23 protein-coding genes and 1 pseudogene are annotated in these 22,321 nt (G+C 70.6%); 11 read left to right on the forward strand and 13 right to left on the reverse strand.

The annotated features are described in order from the left end of the window. Positions 1-87: 87 nt before the first annotated feature. Entirely contained in the window at positions 88-1,656 is a 1,569-nt protein-coding gene (locus ACWC0C_RS35565) for a CocE/NonD family hydrolase (protein WP_450868354.1), read from the forward strand. Between the two features lie 347 nt (positions 1,657-2,003). Here ACWC0C_RS35565 and ACWC0C_RS35570 read toward each other — a convergent pair whose 3' ends face one another. The 7 genes and pseudogenes from ACWC0C_RS35570 to ACWC0C_RS35600 all read right to left on the reverse strand — a co-directional run bounded on the left by ACWC0C_RS35570 (position 2,004) and on the right by ACWC0C_RS35600 (position 9,399). Beyond that, complete coding sequence (locus ACWC0C_RS35570; RefSeq protein ID WP_450868356.1) at positions 2,004-2,423, reverse strand: DUF6278 family protein; 420 nt, start codon at positions 2,421-2,423, stop codon at positions 2,004-2,006. 15 nt (positions 2,424-2,438) lie between these two features. Then, positions 2,439-3,218 (reverse strand): exodeoxyribonuclease III, encoded by a 780-nt coding sequence (locus ACWC0C_RS35575; RefSeq protein ID WP_449197872.1) that lies wholly within the window; start codon positions 3,216-3,218, stop codon positions 2,439-2,441. A gap of 65 nt (positions 3,219-3,283) precedes the next feature. After that, entirely contained in the window at positions 3,284-3,919 is a 636-nt protein-coding gene (locus ACWC0C_RS35580; protein WP_450868359.1) for an MBL fold metallo-hydrolase, read from the reverse strand. A gap of 35 nt (positions 3,920-3,954) precedes the next feature. Further along, positions 3,955-5,244 carry a bifunctional 3-oxoadipate enol-lactonase/4-carboxymuconolactone decarboxylase PcaDC gene (gene pcaDC / locus ACWC0C_RS35585; RefSeq protein ID WP_450868360.1) on the reverse strand — a complete coding sequence of 430 codons (1,290 nt, stop codon included), beginning with the start codon at positions 5,242-5,244 and terminating at the stop codon, positions 3,955-3,957. A gap of 32 nt (positions 5,245-5,276) precedes the next feature. Further along, positions 5,277-6,373 (reverse strand): annotated as a pseudogene (locus tag ACWC0C_RS35590) (IS110 family transposase). Positions 6,374-7,098: 725 nt separating this feature from the next. Then, positions 7,099-8,334 (reverse strand): PP2C family protein-serine/threonine phosphatase, encoded by a 1,236-nt coding sequence (locus tag ACWC0C_RS35595; RefSeq protein WP_450868361.1) that lies wholly within the window; start codon positions 8,332-8,334, stop codon positions 7,099-7,101. A gap of 828 nt (positions 8,335-9,162) precedes the next feature. Further along, entirely contained in the window at positions 9,163-9,399 is a 237-nt protein-coding gene (locus ACWC0C_RS35600; RefSeq protein ID WP_450868363.1) for a hypothetical protein, read from the reverse strand. A gap of 1,233 nt (positions 9,400-10,632) precedes the next feature. Here ACWC0C_RS35600 and ACWC0C_RS35605 point away from each other — a divergent pair. Further along, complete coding sequence (locus ACWC0C_RS35605) at positions 10,633-10,842, forward strand: ANTAR domain-containing protein (RefSeq protein WP_450868365.1); 210 nt, start codon at positions 10,633-10,635, stop codon at positions 10,840-10,842. Positions 10,843-11,249: 407 nt separating this feature from the next. On the opposite strand, the gene ACWC0C_RS35610 is transcribed toward ACWC0C_RS35605, so the two are convergent. The 5 genes from ACWC0C_RS35610 to ACWC0C_RS35630 all read right to left on the reverse strand — a co-directional run bounded on the left by ACWC0C_RS35610 (position 11,250) and on the right by ACWC0C_RS35630 (position 14,853). Then, on the reverse strand, positions 11,250-11,612 hold the full coding sequence (locus ACWC0C_RS35610) for a GAF domain-containing protein (protein WP_450868367.1): 363 nt from the start codon (positions 11,610-11,612) through the stop codon (positions 11,250-11,252). Between the two features lie 226 nt (positions 11,613-11,838). Further along, positions 11,839-13,152: a PP2C family protein-serine/threonine phosphatase gene (locus ACWC0C_RS35615; RefSeq protein WP_450868369.1), complete on the reverse strand. Its 1,314-nt coding sequence runs from the start codon at positions 13,150-13,152 to the stop codon at positions 11,839-11,841. A gap of 98 nt (positions 13,153-13,250) precedes the next feature. Further along, positions 13,251-13,619: a hypothetical protein gene (locus ACWC0C_RS35620; RefSeq protein ID WP_450868371.1), complete on the reverse strand. Its 369-nt coding sequence runs from the start codon at positions 13,617-13,619 to the stop codon at positions 13,251-13,253. Further along, a complete protein-coding gene (locus ACWC0C_RS35625; protein ID WP_450868373.1) occupies positions 13,616-14,287 on the reverse strand; it encodes a hypothetical protein in 672 nt (223 codons plus the stop codon). The genes ACWC0C_RS35620 and ACWC0C_RS35625 overlap by 4 nt, the downstream gene beginning before the upstream one ends. Beyond that, complete coding sequence (locus tag ACWC0C_RS35630) at positions 14,278-14,853, reverse strand: RNA polymerase sigma factor (protein ID WP_450868374.1); 576 nt, start codon at positions 14,851-14,853, stop codon at positions 14,278-14,280. Before ACWC0C_RS35630 ends, ACWC0C_RS35625 begins: the two co-directional genes overlap by 10 nt. Before the next feature lie 154 nt (positions 14,854-15,007). Here ACWC0C_RS35630 and ACWC0C_RS35635 point away from each other — a divergent pair, with 154 nt between their 5' ends. From ACWC0C_RS35635 to ACWC0C_RS35665, 7 genes are all read left to right on the forward strand, one after another. Continuing rightward, a complete protein-coding gene (locus ACWC0C_RS35635) occupies positions 15,008-15,499 on the forward strand; it encodes an Asp23/Gls24 family envelope stress response protein (protein ID WP_450868376.1) in 492 nt (163 codons plus the stop codon). An 84-nt stretch (positions 15,500-15,583) separates the two neighbouring features. Continuing rightward, positions 15,584-15,751, forward strand: coding sequence for a hypothetical protein (locus ACWC0C_RS35640; RefSeq protein WP_030645371.1), 168 nt, complete (start codon positions 15,584-15,586; stop codon positions 15,749-15,751). Then, the gene (locus tag ACWC0C_RS35645) at positions 15,748-16,155 is read left to right on the forward strand and encodes an Asp23/Gls24 family envelope stress response protein (RefSeq protein ID WP_067246275.1); all 408 of its coding nucleotides are present in this window, start codon (positions 15,748-15,750) and stop codon (positions 16,153-16,155) included. The genes ACWC0C_RS35640 and ACWC0C_RS35645 overlap by 4 nt, the downstream gene beginning before the upstream one ends. Before the next feature lie 112 nt (positions 16,156-16,267). After that, positions 16,268-16,894: a DUF6286 domain-containing protein gene (locus tag ACWC0C_RS35650; protein WP_450868378.1), complete on the forward strand. Its 627-nt coding sequence runs from the start codon at positions 16,268-16,270 to the stop codon at positions 16,892-16,894. 27 nt (positions 16,895-16,921) lie between these two features. Then, positions 16,922-17,530, forward strand: a complete 609-nt coding sequence (locus ACWC0C_RS35655) for an alkaline shock response membrane anchor protein AmaP (protein WP_450868380.1) — start codon at positions 16,922-16,924, stop codon at positions 17,528-17,530. 85 nt (positions 17,531-17,615) lie between these two features. Continuing rightward, a complete protein-coding gene (locus tag ACWC0C_RS35660) occupies positions 17,616-17,771 on the forward strand; it encodes a DUF6131 family protein (protein ID WP_099054839.1) in 156 nt (51 codons plus the stop codon). A gap of 333 nt (positions 17,772-18,104) precedes the next feature. Further along, entirely contained in the window at positions 18,105-19,346 is a 1,242-nt protein-coding gene (locus ACWC0C_RS35665) for a PP2C family protein-serine/threonine phosphatase (RefSeq protein WP_450868382.1), read from the forward strand. A 288-nt stretch (positions 19,347-19,634) separates the two neighbouring features. Here ACWC0C_RS35665 and ACWC0C_RS35670 read toward each other — a convergent pair whose 3' ends face one another. Beyond that, entirely contained in the window at positions 19,635-20,234 is a 600-nt protein-coding gene (locus ACWC0C_RS35670) for a DUF5994 family protein (RefSeq protein ID WP_450868384.1), read from the reverse strand. Between the two features lie 348 nt (positions 20,235-20,582). On the opposite strand from ACWC0C_RS35670, the gene ACWC0C_RS35675 reads away from it, so the two are divergent. Both ACWC0C_RS35675 and ACWC0C_RS35680 read left to right on the forward strand, forming a co-directional pair. Then, a complete protein-coding gene (locus tag ACWC0C_RS35675) occupies positions 20,583-21,275 on the forward strand; it encodes a DUF5994 family protein (RefSeq protein ID WP_450868385.1) in 693 nt (230 codons plus the stop codon). A 124-nt stretch (positions 21,276-21,399) separates the two neighbouring features. Continuing rightward, the gene (locus tag ACWC0C_RS35680) at positions 21,400-22,263 is read left to right on the forward strand and encodes a slipin family protein (protein WP_450868387.1); all 864 of its coding nucleotides are present in this window, start codon (positions 21,400-21,402) and stop codon (positions 22,261-22,263) included. Positions 22,264-22,321 lie beyond the last annotated feature (58 nt).

The raw sequence follows: 22,321 nt of genomic DNA on the forward strand, positions 1-22,321 counted from the left end.
GTACGTAACTTACCGACGGGTTACCTGCGGTAAGGCACCACGTTACCGTCGGGTCACTTTGCACTGACACGAGTGAAGGAGTGACCCATGGGACAAGGTCGCACCGCTCTGCGCGCCGCCGCCGCGGGAGCCGTCTCCGCGGCACTGGTCGCCGGCACCGTCGTCGGCCTGGCGCCAACCGCCCAGGCCGGCACGCCGAGCGTCCGGTTCGTCGACATCACCGGCGACGGCGGCACCGTACTGAAGGCGAACGTCGTCACGCCCGAAGGCGCCGACGGCTCGCACAGCTACCCGCTCATCGTGCTACCCACGAGCTGGAGTCTGCCGCAGGTGGAGTACCTGGCGCAGGCGCAGAAGCTCGCCGACGCCGGCTATGTGGTGCTCACCTACAACGTGCGCGGCTTCTGGCAGTCCGGCGGACAGATAGAAGTGGCCGGTCCGCCGGACATAGCGGACGCCTCCAAGGTCATCGACTGGGCCCTCGCCAACACCCCGGCCGACCCGGGGCACGTCGGCATGGCCGGGGTCTCGTACGGCGCCGGGATCAGCCTGCTCGCCGCCGCACACGACAAGCGCATCAAGGCCGTGGCCGCGCTCAGCGGCTGGGCGGACCTGATCGACTCCATCTACTCGGGCCGCACCCAGCACATCCAGGCGGCGGCCGTGCTGGACGGCGCGGCCACCCTCACCGGCCGGGAGAGCCCGGAGCTGCGGGAGATCTTCGACAACCTGTACTCCTCGAACCTGTCGAAGGAGCAGGAGATGATCGACTGGGGGAGGAAACGTTCCGCCGCGACCTATGTCGACCAGCTGAACAAGAACGGCGCGGCCGTCATGCTCGCCAACGCCTGGGGCGACACGGTCTTCCCGGCCAACCAGTACGCCGGCTTCTACCAGAGGCTGACCGTGCCCAAGCGGCTCGAACTGCGTCCCGGCGATCACGCGACCGCCGAACTGACCGGCCTGTTCGGGCTGCCCAACGACGTCTGGACGGACACCGAGCGCTGGTTCGACCACTACCTCAAGGGAGCCGACAACGGCATCGACCGTGAGCAGCCGGTCCAGTTGAAGTCCCGTAGCGCGGGGGGATACGAGGGCTATCCGGACTGGAAGTCGGTCGGCGCGACCCGCCGGAAGATCGCGCTCGCCGGTTCCACCACGATTCACGCGAACGTCGACTCCGGCGCCGACGGCGGGATCGTCTTCCTCTCCAACATCCTCGACCAGGTCGCCCAGCTGCCGCCCATGGCCTCCATCCCGCTGCTGCCGCGCCGCTGGGCGGCCGTGTGGCAGTCGGAGCGCTACGGCACCGCCCAGCAGGTGCGCGGCACGGCCACCCTGCACACCACGCTGACCCCGACCGCGGAGAGCGGCACCCTCGTCGGCTATCTGTACGACGTGGGGCCGCTCGGTTTCGGCAAGCTGGTCACGCACGCGCCGTACACCTGGCACGGGCGGACGCCAGGCGAGCCGTTCGACGTCGATCTGGACCTGTTCTCCACGGCCTACGACGTACCCGCCGGGCACCGCCTCGCGCTGGTGGTCGACACGGTCGACCCGCTGTACATCGAGCACAACCCGTCCGGCGCGCAGCTGACCTTCTCCTCGCCCTCGGACGACCCGTCGTACGTGTCCGTCCCCGTGCGCGAGCAGTGATCTCCGGCTGCCGCCGGACGAGCCTGGCCCGTGAACTGCCACCCCCCTAGGGTTTCGGGGCCTTCGGGCCTCCCCACCCGGCAGCAGCACCATCCCACCACAGGGATGAACGGCAAATCGTAGTCGAGGTTCGATGCGATGAGCTTCCCGGCAGAGCAACAGGAAGCGGGGGGCGAGGAGCTGACGGGTGGTACGGAACACGGGTACCCCCGTCAGTGCGTGAGGATCGCTCTCAGCTGTGTCGTGGTTGCCGCAAACTATCCAGACGGCAGCGGGGTTGAGGGACGACACGCACTTTTCGGGCATAAGCCGTATTTAAGCCCGGCAGGGGACGGCAGAGAGCGGGATCAGGTCTCGGCGATCTCCGCGTACAGCTGGGACAGCTCGGGAACGCCGCTCGCGGCCCAGTCCTGCCCGGGGTCCACGACCTCCACCTCGCGGCCGGAGGCCAGCCGTACGACGGGCTCGCCGTCCTGGCGGATCCGCCAGGCGGCGCCGGGTACGGTGCGCACCACGACCGTGCCCAGATACAGCCCCGCGTCATGGCCCAGCCAGGGCAGGGTCTCGGCGTCGTCACGCCAGCGCGGGACGAGCTGGTCCAGGGCCTCCAGGGAGGCCGGGGTGTCGTCGAGACGGACACCGGCCCGGGCCGCCTGCGAGCGGAGCAGTTCGCACTCGGAGAGCAGCGCGGCGACCGCCTCGGGGTCGGCCGGGGGCGCCGTGTCTCCGTTCTTCTTGTGCCGGTGGCCCAGGAACGGGAGGTTCATGGACCCAGGGTGGCATCAGACGTCGAGGTCGACCACCACGGGAGCGTGATCGGAGGCACCCTTGCCCTTGCGCTCCTCACGGTCGACGTAGGCGTCCTTGACGGCCTTGGCGAAGGGTTCGTTGCCGTACACCAGGTCGATGCGCATGCCGCGGTTCTTCGGGAAGCAGAGCTGGCGGTAGTCCCAGTATGTGAAGGGGTGGTCGTACTTCAGGGGGCGCGGCACCACGTCGGTCAGGCCCGCCCCGCGCAGGGAGGCGAGGGCGGCGCGCTCGGCGGGGGTGACGTGGGTGGAGCCCTCGAAGGCGGCCACGTCGTAGACGTCCTCGTCGGCCGGCGCCACGTTGTAGTCCCCCATGACGGCGAACGGGCGGCTGCCGCCCGCGTCGCCGGCGACGGCCGCCTTCAGGGCCTCGAACCACTGGAGCTTGTACGCGTAGTGCGGGTGCTCCACCTCGCGGCCGTTGGGGACGTACACCGACCAGACGCGGACCGGGCCGCAGGTCGCCGAGACGGCGCGCGGCTCGGTGACCCCGTCGAAGCCGGGATCGCCGGGCAGGCCCTTGACGACGTCCTCGATGCCGACCCGGGAGAGCACCGCCACGCCGTTCCACCGGCCGGTCGCGTGGACCGCCGACTCGTAGCCCAGCTCGCGCAGCTGATCGAACGGGAACTGCTCCTCGGCGACCTTGGCCTCCTGCAGGCACAGCACGTCCGTACCGCTGCTCTCCAGCCAGGCCAGCAGCCTCGGAAGGCGGGCGGTGATCGAGTTCACGTTCCAGGTAGCGATGCGCATGCCTCACAACCTACCCGGAGCCTGTGACAACCGGTCCCGGCCCGAGAGCGGGCACCGCCTCCGGCTCACACCTCGGCGGAGGCCCCGGGGGTCAGCCGCCGGTGGTCCGTGCCGCCCAGGGCGCCGATCTGGCGGTCGTAGATCGGGCGGGCCCGGTCGGTCAGCAGGGCGTCGTGGACGTCGTAGGCGCGCTGCGGCCGGACCTCGCGGACATAGTCGATGACCTCGGAGATCTTGTTCCAGGGGGCCATCACCGGAAGCATCAGCGTCTCCACCGGATGATCGGGGACGGTGAGGGCGTCGCCAGGATGGAAGACCTTCCCGCCGTCGATCAGATAGCCGACGTTGGTGATCCGCGGGATGTCCGGGTGGATCACGGCGTGCAGTTCGCCGTGGACCCGCACGTCGAAGCCGGCCGCCGTGAAGGTGTCGCCGTGACCAACGGTGTGCACCCGGCCGGGGAAGGCCGCCGTGATCTGCTCGGCGACGGACTTCAGCGTCCAGATCTGCGCGGCCGGGTTGTTCTCCATGGCGGCCCTGAGCCGGAACTCGTCGAAGTGGTCCGGGTGCTCGTGCGTGATCAGGATGGCGTCCGCGCCGAGCGCGGCGTCCTCCTCGCTGAACCCTCCGGGGTCGATGACGAGTGTCTGACCGCCCTTGTCGAGACGGACGCAGGCGTGCGACTTCTTCGTGAGCTTCATGACTCCCCATCCTGCCCTGGGCAGCGTGGCGCGGCTCACTCGGCGGGCGTGGTCTCCTCCTGGATGACCTGCCGGGCCACCCGGAAAGCGCTGTTCGCGGCCGGCACCCCGCAGTACACGGCGGCCTGCAGCAGCACCTCCTTGATCTCGTCCGGGGTGAGTCCGTTGCGCAGTGCGGCCCGGGTGTGGAAGGCCAGCTCCTCCAGGTGGCCGCCGGCGACCAGCGCGGTGAGCGTGACGCAGCTGCGGGTACGGCGGTCCAGGCCCGGCCGGTCCCAGATCTCGCCCCAGGCGTAGCGGGTGATGAACTCCTGGAACTCCCCGCAGAACCCGTCGGCCTGCGCCAGCGCCCGGTCCACGTGTGCGTCGCCGAGCACCTCCCGGCGGATCTTCAGCCCGGTCTCGTACCGGTCGGGCCGCGCGGCCGGCTGCGCCGGTACCGCCGCCGGGGCTATCTCGGCGACCGGCGCGGTGTGCGGCGCCGCGGCGATGGCCGGGCTGACCGGCACGGCCGGCAGGGCGGTCTGGCCGGTGTCGTAGGGCTGCTGCCAGGCGGTGGCGAAGTGGTGCACCAGCAGGTCGGTGACGGCCGCCGGCTGCTCGACCGGGACCAGGTGGGAGGCGCCGGGGACGACCGCGAGCCGGGCGTCCGGGATGCCCGCGACCAGGGTGCGGGCCTCGGCCGGCCCGGTGACCCGGTCGTCGGAGCCGACGAGCACGAGCGTCGGCACCCCGACCCGGCCCAGCTCGGACCGCACGTCGAACGAGGCGAGCGCCTCGCAGGCGGCGATGTAGCAGCCCGGGTCGGTGGTGCGGACCATCTGCACCGCCCACTCGGTGATCGCCGGCTGGGCCGCGGCGAACCCGCCGGTGAACCAGCGGTCCGGCGAGGTCCGGGCGATCGGGTCGAGCCCGTTGGTACGGACGATCACCCCGCGCTGCCGGAACTCGTCGGCGGTCCCGAACCGGGGCGACGCCGCGACCAGCGCCAGCGAGGCGAGCCGCTCGGGGTGGCGCAGCGCCAGCTCGATACCGATCGCCCCGCCCAGCGCACAGCCCGCGTAGCCGAACCGCTGCACCCCGAGCGAGTCGAGCACGGCCAGCAGCCGGGTGCTCAGCTCGGCGACGGATCCGGCCGGGTGGGCGGGGGCGCCGCCGTGGCCGGGCAGATCGAAGCGGAAGACGCGCCATTGCTTGGTCAGCTCCGGCATCTGGCGGTCCCACATGTGCCAGGTGGTACCCAGTGAGGGACCCAGGATCAGGACCGGACCGTCTTCTGGCCCGTCAAAGCGGTATTGCAGGGTGTTCGGTGGTGTCTCACTCACGCCCCAGACCCTCTCACGTCTCACGGACGCCCCTATAACGGGGGAACGCCGGGTACCGTTCTGACCAGGTTGAAGACCTCGCGGGCGGCATATCGCTTGAGGCATCGGATGATCTCACGTCGGGTCTTCCCCTCCTTGGTGCGGCGTTCGTAGTACGCCTGGGTGCGCGGATCGTGGCGCAGCCGGGTGAACACGATGCGGTGCAGGGCCGCGTTCGCCCGGCGGTCCCCGCCGCAGTTGAGCCGGCGCGTGCTCCGAGGGCCAGAGGAGTACTCGACGGGGCTGACTCCGCAAAGGGCAGCAAAGGATGCTTCGGTGTTCAGTCGCTCGGGGTTGTCTCCCATGGTGATCAGTAGGGTGACTGCGCTGTCCGGGCCGATGCCCACCGGTACGAGTAGCTGTGGGGCGTGGTGTTCGACGAGCTGGGTCAGGCGTTGGGACAGCTCGTTGATCTGCCCGGTGAGCTGTTCGATGCGTTCGGCGAGCATGCGTAATGTCATGTGGGTGGCCTGGACCACCGCGTCCTCGTCTCCCCCACCATCGGGTGGGCTGAGGGTCGCGCAGGTGCGGAACAGCTCGGCATTGCCCAAGCTCGACAACCGTTCCCGCAGGGCGGGGTCGGCGATCACTAGGACGGCCTTGAGCTGGTTGATCGCCTGTGTGCGGGCCTTGACCGCGGAGTCCTTGGCGAGTTTGTAGATCCGGGCGCCGTGCACGGGTCCGTCGCCGGACTTGGCCTGGGCCCGGGTGCGACCGCTGGGCACGGCTCGCGCTGCGGCCTGCGCATCGAGCGGGTCCGACTTGCCGAGCAGACGGCGGGCCGTGCGGTCGGGCCGGTTCACTTCGAACACCTGGATCTGCTGGGTCAGCAGGTAGCGGGACAGGCACGCGCCGAAGGTACCGGTGCCCTCCACACCGGCCCGGCGCACCGTCCCCCGCTTGCGGGCCCACACGAGCAGCCGACGGTAGCCAACGGCCGTCGCCGGAAAGGACTCTGTGCTCAGGACCTTCCCCAGCGGGGAGACCACGGCGGCGACGTGAACCTCGCGTGCGTGTCCACGCCCAGGACGACCTCACTCCGATTGGGCGGATCCGTGCTGGAAGAGGTACTGCGCTCTCTGGTCGTCATGGTGGTTCGCCTCCCACCTGGTGACGTGCTGGGTGGATGGCACCGGCCCGCTCGGGCGGTCTGAACCGTGATGGCGCCTGGAACTCGGCAAGGCCCCTATTGGGACACGCCCTGTGGCTCGGTGACAGCAGAAGCCAGCCCGCAACGACGGTCGACAAGCCTGTGACTGGACACTTCGGTCAAAGATCTCAAGAGTCAGACCCCCGTCCGGGACGGCATCGCGCAACCGTCCCATCGATCCCGGCGTATCGGCACCTACCGACCACAGCCGGATGGCTTCGCCCGAACCAATGCCCAACCTGGCCGGAGCAGGCTGAGAATGAGTTGACTCCCCGCCCACTCGCGACCGGCAATGACGGACAGCCTGTGACCCGCCTTACTGGTCGCCCTCCATCGGCCATCGCACGAACGGCTTTGAGCCCTCATTCTGGTGCACGGTTGTCCGCAAGTCATGGCGCGGGCTGCCAAAGAGACGGCCTAGCAACTCGGCAAGAGCACCGGCGAGTGCTTCGGAACTCGGCCTACTCGAGTAACGGAGAACCAGCAGCACCGCACGAAGGGGCGCCCGCGTGGAAGGCGTGGCGCATGTGGGCGCTGCCGGACCCGATGCTCGCGGCCCCCGTCTCCGACCCGGCGCCGCCCGATGGGTGGGCCGCCGAGGAGAAGTGGGACAGTTCTCCAGACACCTCGTGATGTGTCATTCGCGTTGGCACCGTTCAGCTAGGTCACGACTGGTCCTTCGTGCGTGCGGCTGAGGCTTGCCGGGTGTCTGCGCCGGTGCTGACGTGCCGCTGGGTCTCCTGGGGGCCGTGCCAGTCCAGGCAGACGGCGGTGGCATCGTCTTCGAGCCGGCCGTCGGCGGCGTCCCGGACCGCGGACGTCAGCGCCAGCACGGTCTCCCTCGGGTGCAAATTCCGGGTGCGCGCCAGCAGGGCGGGCAGGTCGACCTTCTCTCCGTGACGTTCGAGCATGCCGTCGGTGAACATGAGCAGACGGTCACCGGGTCGCAGGTCGAGGTCCTGCACACGGTACGGGTGGGGAGTCAGCTCAGACAGCCCGAAGGGATGGTCCACCTCGCAGGTGATCGTCTCCACAGCCCCGTTGCGCATGCGCAGTGGCCAGGGATGACCGGCGTTGACGAGCCGGGCCCGCCCGGTATGGAGATTGATGCGCAGGAGCTGCCCGGTGGCATGACCGTGGCCGTGTTCGATCAGTGCCTGGTCTGCCCGGTGGGCCTGTTCGGCCAGGTCGGTGCCTGCCCGGCGGGCACCGCGCAGAGCGCACACCAGGACCGTGGCGGCCAGGGCGGAATCCATGTCGTGGCCCATGGGATCGGTCACCGACACGTGCAAGGTGTCGCGGTCCACGGTGTAGTCGAAGGTGTCGCCGCTGAGGTCCTCGGAGGGCTCCAGGTTCCCGCACAGGGTGAACTGTGCGGCCTCGCACGACAGCGACAGGGGCAGCAGCTGGTACTGGATTTCAGCTGCCAGGGTGGGGGGCTTGGAGCGTTTGCCCCAGGTGTAGAGATCGGTGAAGCGGCCGTTGGCGATCACGATGTAGGCCAGGATGTGGGCGGCCTCCCCGACTGCATCGAGCACGTCCTCGCCAGGGCCGGTCGGCAGGAGCAGTTCCAGCAGCCCGATCGTATCCCCCCGGTTGGTGACGGGCACGATCACCCGCTGCCCCTCGCCGGTCGCGTCCTGATACAGGCGCTGGGTACGGATCACCTCCTCGTAGACGCTGCCGAACAGAGGAATCCGCTCGGCCTGCCGCCCACCCCGAGTGGGGGCGGTGGACAGCCGAGCCACCGCCTTCCCCGTCAGGTCCACGATGAGGAAAGAGACCTTCGTGGCCTCGAAGCGCCGCAGCAGGTCCTCCGCGATCACGTCGACGGCGTCCGCCGGCGCCGCTGTCTCCGCTGCCGTCAGCAATCGGGTGAGCCCACTCTGTCCACCACTCACGACCGCAGTCCCTTCCACAGCCCCCCACCAGCTTGGTAATCACCGCAGGGAGCGTCAATCCGTGAACAGTCATGCTCCGGCACTCGCCCGCGGACGCGGCCGCCACGGCTGCTCTGTACAAAAGCGGCTCGACGGGCCCATGTCTTAGGAGACACGCCAGAGTCTGGAGAACGATCGCTGGAGAGCGCTGCTCTCTCTGGATGCCGGGCGTTTGGTGTTGCGCTCTCGCAGGGGCAGGAACCTCGCACCCTCCTTCCCCGAGGTTCGTTCCGGGCACGGTCCAACTGCCCGACGCGACGGCCCTGGACGGCGAGCTGGTCGTACGGGAATCCAGCAGGCTCGCCTTCGAGCGACTCCGGGGTCGCCTCCAGCGGCGCGGTGCCGGCGCTGGCCGGCTCGCCGAGCAGTGGCCCGCCCACTTCGTCGCCTTCGACTTGTTGCGCCTGGCGGGCACCGACACGACCAGGTGGCCGTACGCGGGCGCCGCAGGGCTGCTCCGGAACGCCTCTTCGCCGAACAGAACCTCACCGCGCCGTGGGCGCTGTGCCCGTCGTTCCCCTCGCTGACCTGGGGATTCACGGAACTGCGGACAGAGCCCTGAAAACGGCCAGGGCTACTTGTCGCCCCACTTGGTCCGGCGTTCAACGGAGTGGGGAGTTTCAGCGAGCGTCGCGCCCGCTGCCGACCACGCGGCCGGTACGTTGGCGGCCACCGGTCCCGGCTGACGTGGACCCGCAACGCGGCCGACCCGCAATCCCGCAGTTCAGGGGCGGCCACTCCGCCGACCTGACCGCCGAATACCGAGCCGGTGTCCCATGGCCGGCCGCTTCACCGCTTCTGAAGGACGGGAGCGCCTTCGTTCAGTACCTGGACCAGGGGCGAGTGGGTCGCCTCCCCGACCGGGGGCAGATGACCGCGCCAGTCCTCCTGCCGGGCTTCACGGCTCTCCGGACCGGTCACGGCCACTCGGTGCACCTGACGGGAGCCGACCCGCAGGTCCACCGCGGCCCAGTCGGCGAGGCGGGGAGCAAGGCCGCGGCTCAACCGGGCGAGGGCCTTGTCCACCTCCAGGTCTGACCGAGCACGTCGGTGATCTCCGCGACGAGTGTCAACCGCTCGACGAGACTCTCCATCGCGCTCGCACGAGCGGCTCGTTCCGCCTGTTCCATCCGTTCTGACTGCCCCGCACGTTCCGCGCGTTCCCTACCGGCACGGCGGTCCGCCGCGGTCTCGACGATCAGCACGACCAGGCCACGCAGATGCCGGAGACGTCGTCCGCCAGGGGTGGCCGACGAGGAGATCGGGACCAGCAGTCCGTCACCACGCAGGCATCTGTCGTCGTCCCCGCGTGCCGAACGCCTCTCGGCCAGTGCCCACAGCAGCGGGCAGCGCTCCCGCGGGACGAGGGCACCTCCCGGGTCGCGATGGCACAGGGTCGTGCGTGGAACTCGCCGTCACCACCCGTCACACCAACGGCGGGGCCATGGGCGCCATCGTGGGGCGCCACCACTGCGGTCCCGTCAGCGGCTCCCCCCCCCGGCTCGTTGGCTGAACCGGAGGAGCCTGAGTCGAGCCAGCCCCATGGATGCGCTGCTGAACGCGGCCCATCTCCGGGGCCCCCTCCCGAGTCCCCCACCCACACCCGAATGCCTGCCGCGATGTGCGACAGGCGCTCAATCGAAGCCGCGACCGGTCGTGCGCACGGCCCCGGGAGGAGGGGATGCTCTGGGACGCCGCGATCAGGACGTCTTCTTCCGGCTGCGGTTGATGCACTCCGAACGCACGGCCGTCCGCGCCGACACCGGAGACCCTCGAACCGACTCTGAAGACGGGTCAGCCGAGCCAGGACGACACCCGGCCTCGTGATCCTGCCCCGGTATCTGGTGGTCGAACAGTCCTCCGCCCGGATCAGGCGCGCCGACAGCCACCCGCGGCCATGGACGGAACATCCCTCGATCCGAGCGGTACTGATCGTCCGACGGGCAGGGCCCGCCGTCATGGCCGAGTTGAACCCCGAGTGAGCTCCGCTCCACCGGCCGCTGCGCGCCGTGGAACGGGATGCACGAAAACGGCAACCTGGGGTGATAGTCGAACTGTCGTCCTCGCAATTCCGTACGGCATCGGCGACCCGGACGGGAAACCCGCGGTCTGGGATGTGATCATGATGGAAAACTCTCTGAACGGCATCCCGATGCGGCTCGACGGGCACTTGGTTCCGGCACGGACACCGCTCCTGAACAAAATCAGCGAGTTGCAGACGGAAATCAGTCAGCTGCAGGAGGCCGTCGTCTCCACACCGTGGTAGACCAAGCGATCGGTGTGGTCATCACCCTCGGTGGCCTGCGTCCCGAGCAGGGCTTCCAAGTGCTACGAGAGGTCTCACAGCACACCAATACGAAACTGCGGCAGGTCTCCGAACTGATCGTGGACTGGGTACACAGCCAACAGCTGCCCGACGAGATCCGCACCTCCCTCGACAAGGCACTGGCCACCGCACGGTCCATCTGAACGCAGAACAGCTCTGCCGCCCGCGTTCTGAGCCGGACGGCAGGGCGGGCGGACGAGTTGAATGCCAGCTCACTTCCGAACCCGCACGCGACGCGACCTCCGCTCAACGTGTCCCCGAACCCATCTGACCAAAACGTCGCACGCCAGGCTCTCCGGCGGTCGCTGATCACGCACGCTACGAAGCGCCGGGGCCAAACCGGAACGCAGCTCGGGACAACGTCGTAGCCGGTCCGTTCTCGTCTGCGGCATGCGCTGAGCGAGAAGCCGTATGTACGCGGGCCGGTGCCCTCCGAGGCCGCGTACCGGCACCGAGCGGCAGGCCGGCGCGGGCCGAACAGCCGCTCAGTACGCCTGGGACCTGTGCGCTGGAGATCCTCCAGAGCATCCGGGATGACGGTGCGTCGGTGTCATGCCAGCCAGCTGCCCACCACGTCGACGGTTTCGCGCAGGGCCGCGAGCTGGCTGCGGGTGAATCCGGCGATGGGCCGGGCGTGATGCGTCGAGATCGCTCCCAGCAAGGCACCACGCTCGTCGAGCAGCGGGACGCAGTGGCAAGCGCGGCTGCCGACGTGCAGGATCACGTGCCGGGAACATCGGCGAGCCGCACATGGCCCATGGCGGTCTCGGTGATCTCCCGTACGCGGCGCAGCCCCGCGCCGAGGACCGCGCCCTGCGGAGCCGTCGGGCTTGTGCTGCCGGACAGGCGGAGCCCCGGAAGCCGGGGAGCGCCGGCCCGGGCGCGGGGGGAAACCAGCCGCCGGTCCGCTCATCCGGCCCGACGATGCGGTTGACCGCGTCCGCAAGACGCCTGGCCGGACGGACTCGGACGGGTGCTGACGTGAGTGTCGATCTCCTGGCCCACGGGTGGCCACCTCGCCCTCCTCGCTGCTCGGCAGGCCGCCCGTACATGATGGCTCTTGCGTTGTCTCCTTGCCGGCGCGCACACCTAGGTGTCACGGTCGCAGGATCATCGCGTACGGCCTGCATTGCGTGGCCTCAGGGCGAGACGCCGTAGTCCGACTGTGGCAGTCGCAGGGCGAGCAGGGCGATGTCGTCGTGGGCACCTGCCACGAGTCCGTTCATCAGCTCGTCACTCAGCTCGTCGAGGTCCTGGCCGACCAGGGCGGCAGCGCGCTGCCGGAGCCGGGTCATGCCGTGATCCATGGATTCGCCGCGCCGTTCGATCAAGCCGTCCGTGTACAACAGCAGGGTGCTGCCCTCGGGCAGGGACAGGCAGGCACTGGGCCGTTCGGCGTGCGGGTCGACGCCCAGCAGGAGGCCGTGTGCTTTCCAGAGGTAGGTGGTGTCGCCGTCCGCGGTGACCAGCAGGGGTGGCGGATGTCCGGCACTCGCCCATTCCAGCTGGTACGGCCCTCCTTCCTGGCCCTTGAGCAGCGCGTACACGCAGGTGGCGGTGCGGTGGCTGTAGAGGGCGTCGACTGCGAGGTCCAAGCGGCGCAGAATCATGCCGGGGGGCTCCCGGCGGTCGCAGGCGATGCCACGCAGCATGTTCCGGATCTGGCTCATGGTCACGGCGGCACGCAGATCGTGGCCGGTGACGTCGCCGATGATCAAAGTGGTGTCACCGCTTTCCGGCAGGACGAAGCTGTCGTACCAGTCACCGCCGATCTGCGCAGTGGCGAGCGCCGGGGAGTAGCGGGCGGTGATGCGCAGACCCGGTACGACGGGCAGGTTCGGCAGCAGGGAGCGCTGGAGGCGCTCGGCGACGGCCTGGGTCTCGGCGTAGAGCCTGGCGTTGTCGAGGGCCAGCGCGATGCGGTGGGTCAGGTCCTCGACCAGTTCCAGGTCCGCCTCGGCCCACGGCGGGTGCCCCTCGCCCCGGACCAGGGTCAGCGCACCGAGCACTCGCCGGCGTGCCCGCAAGGGGGCCACGATCACGGAGTCTCCCCCGAGTCGGGCGAACGGTTGCATGGTTGCCGTGTGCAGCGGATCGGGCGCCTCCTGCGCGGCCGACAGCCGCCCGGCCGACAACAGCAGCGGGCCGGCGCCGCGAAGCACCCGGGACAGCGGGCCTGTCGCCGTCTCCGGCACCGGCGGCAACGGTCCCGTCAGGCCGGTCAGGGCGGCATTGGGGTCACGGTGCGAGACACAGACCCGCTCGACGGCGCCGTCCTCGTCCATCAGGTCGGCCGCGGACCAGTCGGCCAGTCCCGGCACCAGCACCCGGCACACCCGCCTGAGCCCCTCGACCGCGTCCAGCGTGCTCGACAGCGCCGCCGCGCTCCGGGTGGCGAACGCCAGCTGGTCGAGCGCCGCTCGCAGCGCCGCGTCCGCGTCATCCTCGTCCATGGCGACCACCTACCCGCCTGGGGGCTCTACGGCCGCTTCCGCCCTGGGAAACCAGCTTGCCGAACGACGGTTCGCGGTGCCTGCGCCCGCGCCGCCGCTCATGCCGCGTCGTGCCAGGCGGCGATACCGGTCACCGTGACCGCGACGGTGACCGGCTCCGCGGCACCGTGGGTGGCGAGGTGGGTGACGAGGGCGGCTGTCACCCGGTCGTGGACGTTTCGGGCGATGTCCAGCGCCCGCCGACCCTCCGTCAGGACGCAGCGCACCTCGATGTGCCATCCCGAACCGTCCGGCGCCCGGTCGGCGCGTACGCCGGCCTCGGGCGGCGTGGTGTCCGCCCGGGTGGGCGCGGCGGCTGCCGCGAGGCGCCGGGCGAGGCGGGGTTGCAGGGCGGCCACGCCAGGAACCGCGAGGGCTGCCTCAGCCGCGACGCCGAGGAGCGCGGTGGTGCCGGTGGCGGTCATCATGCGCCACCGCCCGTCGAGAGGCGGGGACCGAGGGTCGGTCCCGGTTCCAGTACGTCGGCCACGGTGATGTCGACGGCTGTCACCGTGAGCCCCAGGTCCTGTCCGGCCGAGTGGAGGACCGATCGGCGTACCTGGTGGACCCGGTCGGGCAACGGGCGGTCGAGGGCGGCGGCCAGGGTCATGGTCACCCGCACGTCGGTGCCGTTGCCCTCGGGTACGAGCCGGCAGGTCGCGGCCCTGGCACCGGGGACCGTGTCCGCGGCCCGCCTCAGCACCTTCGCCGCGGCGCTCTCGGCGATCCGCAGGTCCCGGTCGGGGTCGGCCAGGGGCAGCAGCCGCCCGAACCGGACCTCTGCCCTGACGACGTCCATGACCCGGTCGGCGAGTGCGTGCAGGCCCGGAGGGTCCTCGTCGCGCAGCGTCCGGGCGGCCGCGTTCACCGTGGCCAGTCCCTCGACCGCCTCTCGGCAGTATGGACAGGACACCGGGTGCGGGTCCACGGCCGGCGGTGCGTCCCGCGCCTGTTCCCAGACCCGGCTGAGCAGGCGGCCGCAGGGCAGTACCTCATCGCCTGCGATCGGGGGCACGTCGGCGGCGGCCCAGCCGTTGCGGGGCCCGTCGGCTCCGGGCGGTTCGGGAGGCCGCGTGTGCGGGTCGTCTAGCGCCATGGGCCCATCGCCTCCTGCAGGGATCGGCGTGCCCTGAACAGTCTGCCGCGTACCGTCTGCTCGCCGGTACCCGTCACGTGCGCTATCTCCTTGTAGGGCAGGCCCTGCACCTCCCTCAGGATCCAGCAGACCCGCTGTCCGGCGTCCAGCTCGGCGAGTGCGCGGGACAGGGCGGCCGTGGCCGCGTCCTGCTCGGCGGTCCGGGCGGGCTGGCTCCACGCGTCGCTCGCCGCGGGTTCGGCCACGGTGTCCAGGGGGAGGGGCGGCGGCCGGCGGTGGCACATGGTCTGGCAGCGGTTGACGGTGATCCGGTACATCCAGGTGCGGAACTCCGCCCTGTGGCGGTATTCCGGCAGGTGGCGCCAGGCGCTGACGAAGGCGTCCTGAACGGCCTCTTCTGCGTCCTGGGGGTTGCCCAGCATGCAACGGGCCAGGGTCAGGAGGGACCGGCTGTGCCGCTGGACGAGAACGGCGAAGGAGTCCTCGTCCCCCTCGGCCGCCCGTACGGCCAGCAGGCGGTCGGGCAGGTCGCATCCCAGTCGTGGGGAGGCAGTGTGTTCGATCATGGCGCTCCCACGCAGGCTCGGAACGAGCGTGTACCCCTGAAATTAGAGTGTGATGCAAGTCACACACCAGGCATGTGAGGAACGTGCCGCCCGATATGTCCAACCTGTGATGGGCACCATTCCGGTGTCCGGCCGACCGATCGAGGCGACCGCCATGACGGACAACATCACCAGCGTCGGCGGGGGCAGCCTGCCCGACACAGGCGTAAGCGCGCTGAAGGGCCGCACCGGGGCCGGAGCTCCGGCCGAGACGCGGGGCAAGACCACCATCGCGGACGGTGTGGTGGCCAAGATCGCGGGCATGGCCGCCCGCGAGGTACCGGGCATCTACAACCTAGGAGCGGGGATGGCCCGCGCCTTCGGCGCCATGCGGGAACGCGTCCCCGGCGCAGGCGGAGGCGGAGCGGTCACCCGCGGCGTCAAGGTCGAGGTCGGGGAACGGCAGGCCGCGGTGGACCTGGACGTCGTCGTCGAGTACGGCGTCTCCATCGTCGACGTCGCGGGCGGCGTACGCACCAACGTCATCAGCGCCGTGGAGCGGATGACGGGCCTGGAGGTCGTCGAGGTGAACATCGCCGTCGACGACGTCCACCTGCCCGACGACGAGGAGGAACAGACCGGACCGGACGAGGGCCGCGTGAGGTGACCGCTGCCGGGAGCACCGCCGTGTCCTCGGGCCCGAGCGGATGATCACGGCGAGAGGGACGCTCACGAGACGGGTGAGTGCAAGATGAACACAGCAACGACGGGACTCGCGGCCGGCATGGCCCTCGGCTTCGCCGGCTACTTCGGCGGCTTCTGGGCCTTTCTGCTGGTGCTGGTCCTCGGTGCGGCGGGGCTGATCGTCGGCCTCGTCGTACAGGGCGACCTGGACCTCCGGACACGGAGGCAGCGGTGAAGACCCGGCCCGGTTCCCCCGGTGAGGGGTCGGGCCCGCCGGCGCCGGCCGCCGGGCTGCCGCCCCCGGCCGAGCGGGGCGCCACCGTCATCCCGGACAGGGTGGTCGCCCGTATCGCCGCCCAGGCCGCACGCACGGCCCAGTCCCGGCGCGCCGCCGTACCACCCGACCGCGGCGGACCGGCGGCACCCCACGCCTCCGCCGCCGTCCGTACCGGATCGGTGCGCTTGCATCTGACCATGGACCTGCCCTACCCCACCGACATCCCCCGTGTCTGCGAGCGGATCCAGCGGGACGTCGCCGAACGGGTCGCCCAGCTCACCGGGCTGCGGGTGGGAGAGGTCCTCCTCACGGTCCGGCGGCTGGTGACCGCCGCCGACTCGAGCCGGGGGCGGGTCCGGTGAGCGGCCACGCCGCCCGGGTCACCGGTCACGCCGTGCAGGAAGGGCGATCGCCATGACATCCGGTCCACGTCCCCCGGGCCGCGACTCCGCGTCGTCCACGCACCCTGCCGCGGTGCCCCTGACGAAGGAGCCCGACCCTCCCGAACGCGACGTGCCCGCCTCGGACCTCACAGCCGGTGAGCGCGAAGGAGGGCACCGAACCCGTCGCAAGTGGTCCGCGCGCCGCATCACGGCGGCGCTGGTCGCCGCGGTGATCCTCGTGGCCGCGGTCGCGACACTCGTCGACGTCGTCGCCGTACGGGCGGGACGTCCGGCCGCGGCCTGGCGGCGGCACCTGGCCGACGAACTGGCGACCCGCCCGGTGGACGACGTGTGGATGCTGACGGGGGCCTCCGTGGCCGCCGCCGTCGGCGTCTGGCTGATCGTCCTGGCCCTCACCCCCGGTCAACGCCGCTGGCTGCCCCTGCGCTCACCCGCCGACTGCCCGCGACTGCGGGCCTTCGTGGACCGCGACGGCGCCGCCGTCCTGCTGCGCGACGCCGCCATGCGGGTCCCCGGAGTCGGCGCGGCGCACGTCCTGGTGGGCCGCCACCGCATCAAAGCCCGCGCGGACGTCCGCTTCCGCGAGCCCCGACAGGTGAAGGACGACCTCACCGCCGTCCTCGACGAGGAGCGCGACCGGCTCGCCCTCGCCCGTCCTCCCCGCATCGCCGTACGGACGCGGCGACGCACCCGCTGACACAAACCCGCAGCACCGGAGCCCGCCATGACGCCGCGATCCGCTCTCAATCGCACCCTGCTGGCCCTCGCCGGGCTGGTCCTCCTCGGCGGCGGACTGCTCATCCTCTTCGCCGGGCTCGACCTCTACCGGCGGCACGATCTGGCCCCACCCGCCGGCTGGCCCCTGACCACCCCGGCCGACGTCCTGCTCGGCTCCGCCGACCGGGCACGCTGGAGCAGCCAGGGCTGGTGGTGGTGGCCCGCGGTCATCGCCGCCCTCGCACTCGTCGCCCTGCTCGCCCTGTGGTGGCTGCTCGCCCAGCTGAGCCGACGCCGCCCCGGCTCCCTGCCCGTCGGCGGCACACCCCCGCAGGAAGGCGTCGAACTGCGCGACCACGCACTCAGCGAAGCGATCGCGAACGAAGCCGGTGCCCTGCCAGGGGTAGGCCATGCGGCCGTACACATCACCGGCCGACCGGCCCGCCACCGCACCCGCATCGACCTCACCCTCACCCCCGAGGGCACGCCCGGCGCCACTCTCGGCGCCCTCTGCGAAGGCCCGCTCAGCACGGCTCGCCGGTCCACCGGCCTCCCTGACCCGCCTACCGAGGTCCGGCTACAGGTCAGCCGCCACGGACCACACCGCGTGGAGTAAGGAGGAGATCAGCCGTTCCCGCCGACGCCCTTGCGGCCCACCGCGGTTCGCGGGCGTGCCGGCACCACTCCCCGAAGGAGAGATCATGATCATCCTGGGCGTCATACTGCTCGTCGTCGGCTTCCTCACCGGCCTGTCCATCCTGTGGACCATCGGGATCATCCTGCTGGTCGTCGGAGCCATCCTGTGGATCCTCGGCGCGATGGGACACGCCGTCGCCGGTCGACGCCACTACTGGTAGGCGGGATCATTGCCCTGCAGGGCAGTGATCCATGCTGCGGGCAGGCCGGCCCCACCCGGACGGCCGCGGCGGCGGACGACGCGGAGAGGCCGATCCGCCTGAGGCCGCCGGCGGTGCCGGTCAGCCGCCGCGGCTCGGACGCGGGGCGCCCGCTGGCCGTTGTGCCGGTCCTCGCCGCACGAGCACACGGCCGACTCGATGGGGAGTCGGTGGATCGCCCCCCACGATCCGGGTGGGAGTTCCCCACCGCGTCAGCCGGTGAGTCTCCGTCGGGAGTTCGTATGCACAGCACCTTCGTGAGGATCCGCCCGAACGTCCCCCGGGGCCACGGCGATGACGGGTGGTGAGCGGCAAGGACCCGGGGAAGGCTCCGCCCGGTCGGAGCGCTTCGGGGAGGAGTTCCTGGGAGTCCTGCTGGACCAGGGGCACGAGTTGCCGCCGCACGAGCTCGGTCCGCTCGTCGCACGGCAGATCGGCATGCTCGACGGCCGCGAGACCTCGCTCTTCCTGCAGGACTACGGCCAGGTGTGGCTCGTCCCCCTGCCGGGTGACGGGCTGGTGGCCGGGGAACCGCAGCCGATCGACGGCTCCGATGCCGGTCGTGCCTTCCAGGAGGCGCGTCCCGTCGAGGTGCCGCAGGCTGGCGGTGTGCGGGTCTACCTGCCCCTGCTGGACGGTGGCGACCAGGTGGGCGTCCTGGCCGTCACCCTGGACCGCCTCCACGACGACGAGCGACGGCTGCTGCGCTGGCTCGCCTCACTCGTGGCCGACATGCTGGTGACCAAGCACGGTTACACCGATCTGTTCTTCCGGCTGCGCCGCAGGGAACCGATGAGTGTGGCGGCGGAGATCCAGTGGTCGCTGCTGCCGCCGCTGGCGATGTCCACGCCCCGAGTCGAGCTGGCCGGGATGCTGGAACCCGCCTACGACGTGGCCGGCGACAGCTTCGACTACGCCCTCAACGGCGATGTCCTGCATGTGGCCATGGTCGACGCGATGAGCCACGGACTGGATGCCGCCACGATGGCCACAGTGGTCATCGGAGCCTACCGGCATGCCCGGCGCATCAGCGTCGGCCTGTCGGAGATCTATACGTTCATGGACCGGGCCGTCGCCGAGCAGTTCGGCCCCGACCACTTCGCGACCGCTCAGATGATGCGGCTCAACACGGCAACGGGCAGGCTTCAGTGGGTCAACGCCGGACATCCCGCTCCTGTGCTGATCCGTGGACACCGTGTCGTACGACGGCTGGAGGGCCCGACGACGCTGCCCGTCGGCTTCGGCGGTCACGAGCCCCGGATCAGTGAAGTGGCTCTCACCCCCGGCGACCGGATCCTGTGCTTCACCGACGGACTGACAGAGGAGCGCGATGTCGGCGGTGAGGAATTCGGTGAGGAGCAGCTCATCGGCTGGGTGAACCGCCTTGAGCCCACGGCCCGACAGATCCGGACGGTGGCGCGCTCCCTCTCCCACGCGCTGCAACGGGCGCGGGGCGGGATCACGACGGACGATGCGACGCTGCTGCTGATCGAATGGCGCGGGAGCGCCACCGACGACCTCGCCCTCCTGGAGTGAGCCGGCAGCGCACCACCATGGACATGGCCGAGGGCACACTACGTTCCTCTCCCGCCGCTCTCTGCGAAAGTCCTACCGGCGGGGGCGGCTCCGCGATCCTCCTTGGAGCGGGTTGACTTCCCCGTGCGGTGCCATGGCGAGAACCGCCACCGGCGGGTACGGCCGGAGGTCAGGGCCTCCAGGCGATCATCGTGGCTCGCGGTGAACAGCTGAATCACGATCACACCGAAGACGATCATCGCGAGCAGCACACTCACCGTCACGAAAGTGCCCATATCTCCCATACTCCTACTGCCGTGGTGGGGGCCGGTGACCGGTGACCGGTCCGTCAGGAGTGCGTGAGGCGGGGTGGGGGGCGTCGTGTCCGCCTTCGGAGTCCCAGACCGCCTCCCCGAGTGAGTCCGAGTCGGCCGCTGCCTCTGCCGCGGCCCGGAAACGTTCGGCCTCATGGATCAGGCCGGTCGCCGTGAGGCTCCGTGACGGGTCGGTGGCCGCGGCCATGAGCCGGGCCGCGGTGGCCGGAGCTGTCTCCGGTGGGATCACCAGCAGGTCCCAGCGGCCGAAGGTGTAGGACAGCAGCAACAGCTTGTGCGGATCCTGCCCGGCGTTGGACCAGCCGACGCGCACCATGTGGCCGTGCGCGGGCACTTCCCCCGGAATGACCGGCCAGAACGTGCGGCTCACCGCTACCCGGGTGATCCGCCCCCACAGCCGGTCGAGACATTCGACGAGCGCCGGGAGCTGCTCCGTCAGGTTGCGCGAACGGGGCCACCAGGCACCGTCGATCAGGGCCGCAGGGGCGCCGGCCGGCGCCAGCGTGAGTCGGAGCGGTGACGAAGAAGGAGCCCGGCCTCCGACTGCGGGTGTGAACGGAATGGTCGCGGTCATGGCGGGGACCCAACCCCGGGCCGGTCACGGCCGGCCCGGTTGTCATGAATCGCCGAGAACGACCCGGCGTGGAAGCCGGTGTACGAGATGCTCTCGGTAATCACCAGGATACTCCCCGCCCGCGCCCGGCGGACCGATGCGGAGCGACGGGTTGAACGGAACACGAGGAAAACCTCCCGCGCAATACAGCCAAGGAGTGCCGGCCAGGGCATGCGAGCCGTCGGGCGTGAGACCGGTCCGGGCGTACGACGTGCCCCGGCGCCCTCAGCCCACTTCCCGCCGGTATCGACAGCCGCTTCACGGAACGCGGCGGCGTCTCCACAACCGCCCCGGCGCGTGCGGAGTACCGTGGACACCACCGAGGGCATTTCGCACACCGGCTTCCACGCCGGGTCGTCCTCGGCGAGAGACGAAACCCGGGTCGCCGCCGAGGCGGCCCGGAGACGGGTCCGCATCATGTCGGCGACCTTGCATCAACCCCTGCCACACCACGAGCCCGTCGCAGCCCCGGCCGCGCGTCTCGCGCTGAAGACCGACGGCCCGTCGCGCGGCCTCCTGGACGGTGCCTGGTGGCCCCGCTCCCGGGACCTGCTGAGCGAGCTGCCCGCACTGACCAATGTGCTGGACCCTCTGTGGGGCCGCATCACCCGCATCGCCGTCAACCCGAAGTACTGGCCGGTCATCCCGCACGAGATCCCCGTGGGCGGTCATGTCGTCAAGGTCGGATGGTTCACCCCGGAGATCGACCCGCACAAGCTGCTGCTGCTCTCCTACGGCACCGGCCGCTGGGACCTGCTGGTCATCCCGCCCGAGACCGAGACGGAGTCGGCGGCCCGCCTGATGGCGGCCGCGTCCGACTACGACGGCCCACCGCTGACCGCAAGCGCTCTCATCGCCGCGGACGAGACCCGGCACGCCGTCTCCGCCGCCGACCGGCCACTCGAACCGGACGAGGCAGGGAAGCACGAGGAGGACGGCCCCGCCTCAGCGGCCGTTCCGGCACGGACGGATCGCTCCAGTCGCCTGGTCATCGGCATGTGAGACGGCCGCCACGACCGGTGCCTTGCCGGGTTTCGGCCCTGCCTCGCGAACCGGCGCAGGCACATGCAGGAGTCTCGACCGGCGGATCCCCGCCCCCCGTGGTCCTCGTCCCGAGGAGCAGCACATGCAAGCCCTGATCGTTCTCATCGTCGTGATCGGCCTTCTGGCCGTCCTGGCCCTCGCCCTGTCCGTGAAGGTCGTCAAGCAGTACGAGAAGGGAGTGCTGTTCCGCTTCGGCCGACTTCTCGGAACACGCTCCCCGGGGCTGCGGTTCATCATCCCGTTCGTCGACGCCCTGCACCGGGTGTCGCTGCGGGTCGTCACCATGCCGATCCAGTCCCAGGGCATCATCACCCGGGACAACGTGAGCGTGGACGTGTCGGCGGTCGCCTACTTCCGGGTCGTCGACGCCGTGAAGTCGGTCGTCGCCGTGGAGAACGTCAACGCGGCGATCAACCAGATCGCCCAGACCACCCTGCGGAAGGTCGTCGGCCGGCACACGCTCGACGAGACGCTGTCGGAGACGGACCGTATCAACCTGGACATCCGCCAGATCCTCGACGTCACCACCGTCGACTGGGGTGTGCAGGTCACGCTGGTCGAGCTCAAGGACATCCAACTGCCCGACACCATGAAGCGCGCCATGGCCCGCCAGGCCGAGGCCGAGCGGGAGAAGCGAGCGAAGATCATCAACGCGGAGGGCGAGTCCCTGGCAGCAGCCGCGCTCGGCGACGCCTCGGACACCATGATGGCCCACCCTCTGGCGCTTCAACTGCGCAATCTCCAGAGTCTGGTGGAGATCGGTGTCGACCAGAACACCACCGTCGTCTTCCCGGCCCCCCTCATGAGCACGATCGGCGAGCTCGGCTCCTTCCTCGCCCGGGAAACCGCTGCCGCCGCACCCGCCGCGGCAGCGCCACCGGCCGGCACCGGCCGCACCGACGAGTCCCTCAGCCCGGCCGACAACGCGCCCGGGACCGCGGCGTGACCCGACTACGGCCCGAGCGATCCGTGCCACCAGGGAGGATTCGTGACCGTCGCCTGTC

The sequence above is a fragment of the Streptomyces sp. NPDC001709 genome (genome assembly GCF_053596375.1).

Excerpts from the sequence above, each read along its gene's own strand:
- ACWC0C_RS35570 (WP_450868356.1), bottom strand. The coding sequence starts at position 2,423 with ATGAACCTCCCGTTCCTGGGCCACCGGCACAAGAAGAACGGAGACACG.
- ACWC0C_RS35680 (WP_450868387.1), top strand. The coding sequence starts at position 21,400 with ATGCAAGCCCTGATCGTTCTCATCGTCGTGATCGGCCTTCTGGCCGTC.
- ACWC0C_RS35640 (WP_030645371.1), top strand. The coding sequence starts at position 15,584 with ATGAACACAGCAACGACGGGACTCGCGGCCGGCATGGCCCTCGGCTTC.
- ACWC0C_RS35670 (WP_450868384.1), bottom strand. The coding sequence starts at position 20,234 with ATGACCGCGACCATTCCGTTCACACCCGCAGTCGGAGGCCGGGCTCCT.
- ACWC0C_RS35625 (WP_450868373.1), bottom strand. The coding sequence starts at position 14,287 with ATGGCGCTAGACGACCCGCACACGCGGCCTCCCGAACCGCCCGGAGCC.
- ACWC0C_RS35630 (WP_450868374.1), bottom strand. The coding sequence starts at position 14,853 with ATGATCGAACACACTGCCTCCCCACGACTGGGATGCGACCTGCCCGAC.
- ACWC0C_RS35565 (WP_450868354.1), top strand. The coding sequence starts at position 88 with ATGGGACAAGGTCGCACCGCTCTGCGCGCCGCCGCCGCGGGAGCCGTC.
- ACWC0C_RS35620 (WP_450868371.1), bottom strand. The coding sequence starts at position 13,619 with ATGATGACCGCCACCGGCACCACCGCGCTCCTCGGCGTCGCGGCTGAG.
- ACWC0C_RS35635 (WP_450868376.1), top strand. The coding sequence starts at position 15,008 with ATGACGGACAACATCACCAGCGTCGGCGGGGGCAGCCTGCCCGACACA.
- ACWC0C_RS35655 (WP_450868380.1), top strand. The coding sequence starts at position 16,922 with ATGACGCCGCGATCCGCTCTCAATCGCACCCTGCTGGCCCTCGCCGGG.
- ACWC0C_RS35660 (WP_099054839.1), top strand. The coding sequence starts at position 17,616 with ATGATCATCCTGGGCGTCATACTGCTCGTCGTCGGCTTCCTCACCGGC.
- ACWC0C_RS35665 (WP_450868382.1), top strand. The coding sequence starts at position 18,105 with ATGACGGGTGGTGAGCGGCAAGGACCCGGGGAAGGCTCCGCCCGGTCG.
- ACWC0C_RS35575 (WP_449197872.1), bottom strand. The coding sequence starts at position 3,218 with ATGCGCATCGCTACCTGGAACGTGAACTCGATCACCGCCCGCCTTCCG.
- ACWC0C_RS35615 (WP_450868369.1), bottom strand. The coding sequence starts at position 13,152 with ATGGACGAGGATGACGCGGACGCGGCGCTGCGAGCGGCGCTCGACCAG.
- ACWC0C_RS35610 (WP_450868367.1), bottom strand. The coding sequence starts at position 11,612 with ATGAGCGGACCGGCGGCTGGTTTCCCCCCGCGCCCGGGCCGGCGCTCC.
- ACWC0C_RS35580 (WP_450868359.1), bottom strand. The coding sequence starts at position 3,919 with ATGAAGCTCACGAAGAAGTCGCACGCCTGCGTCCGTCTCGACAAGGGC.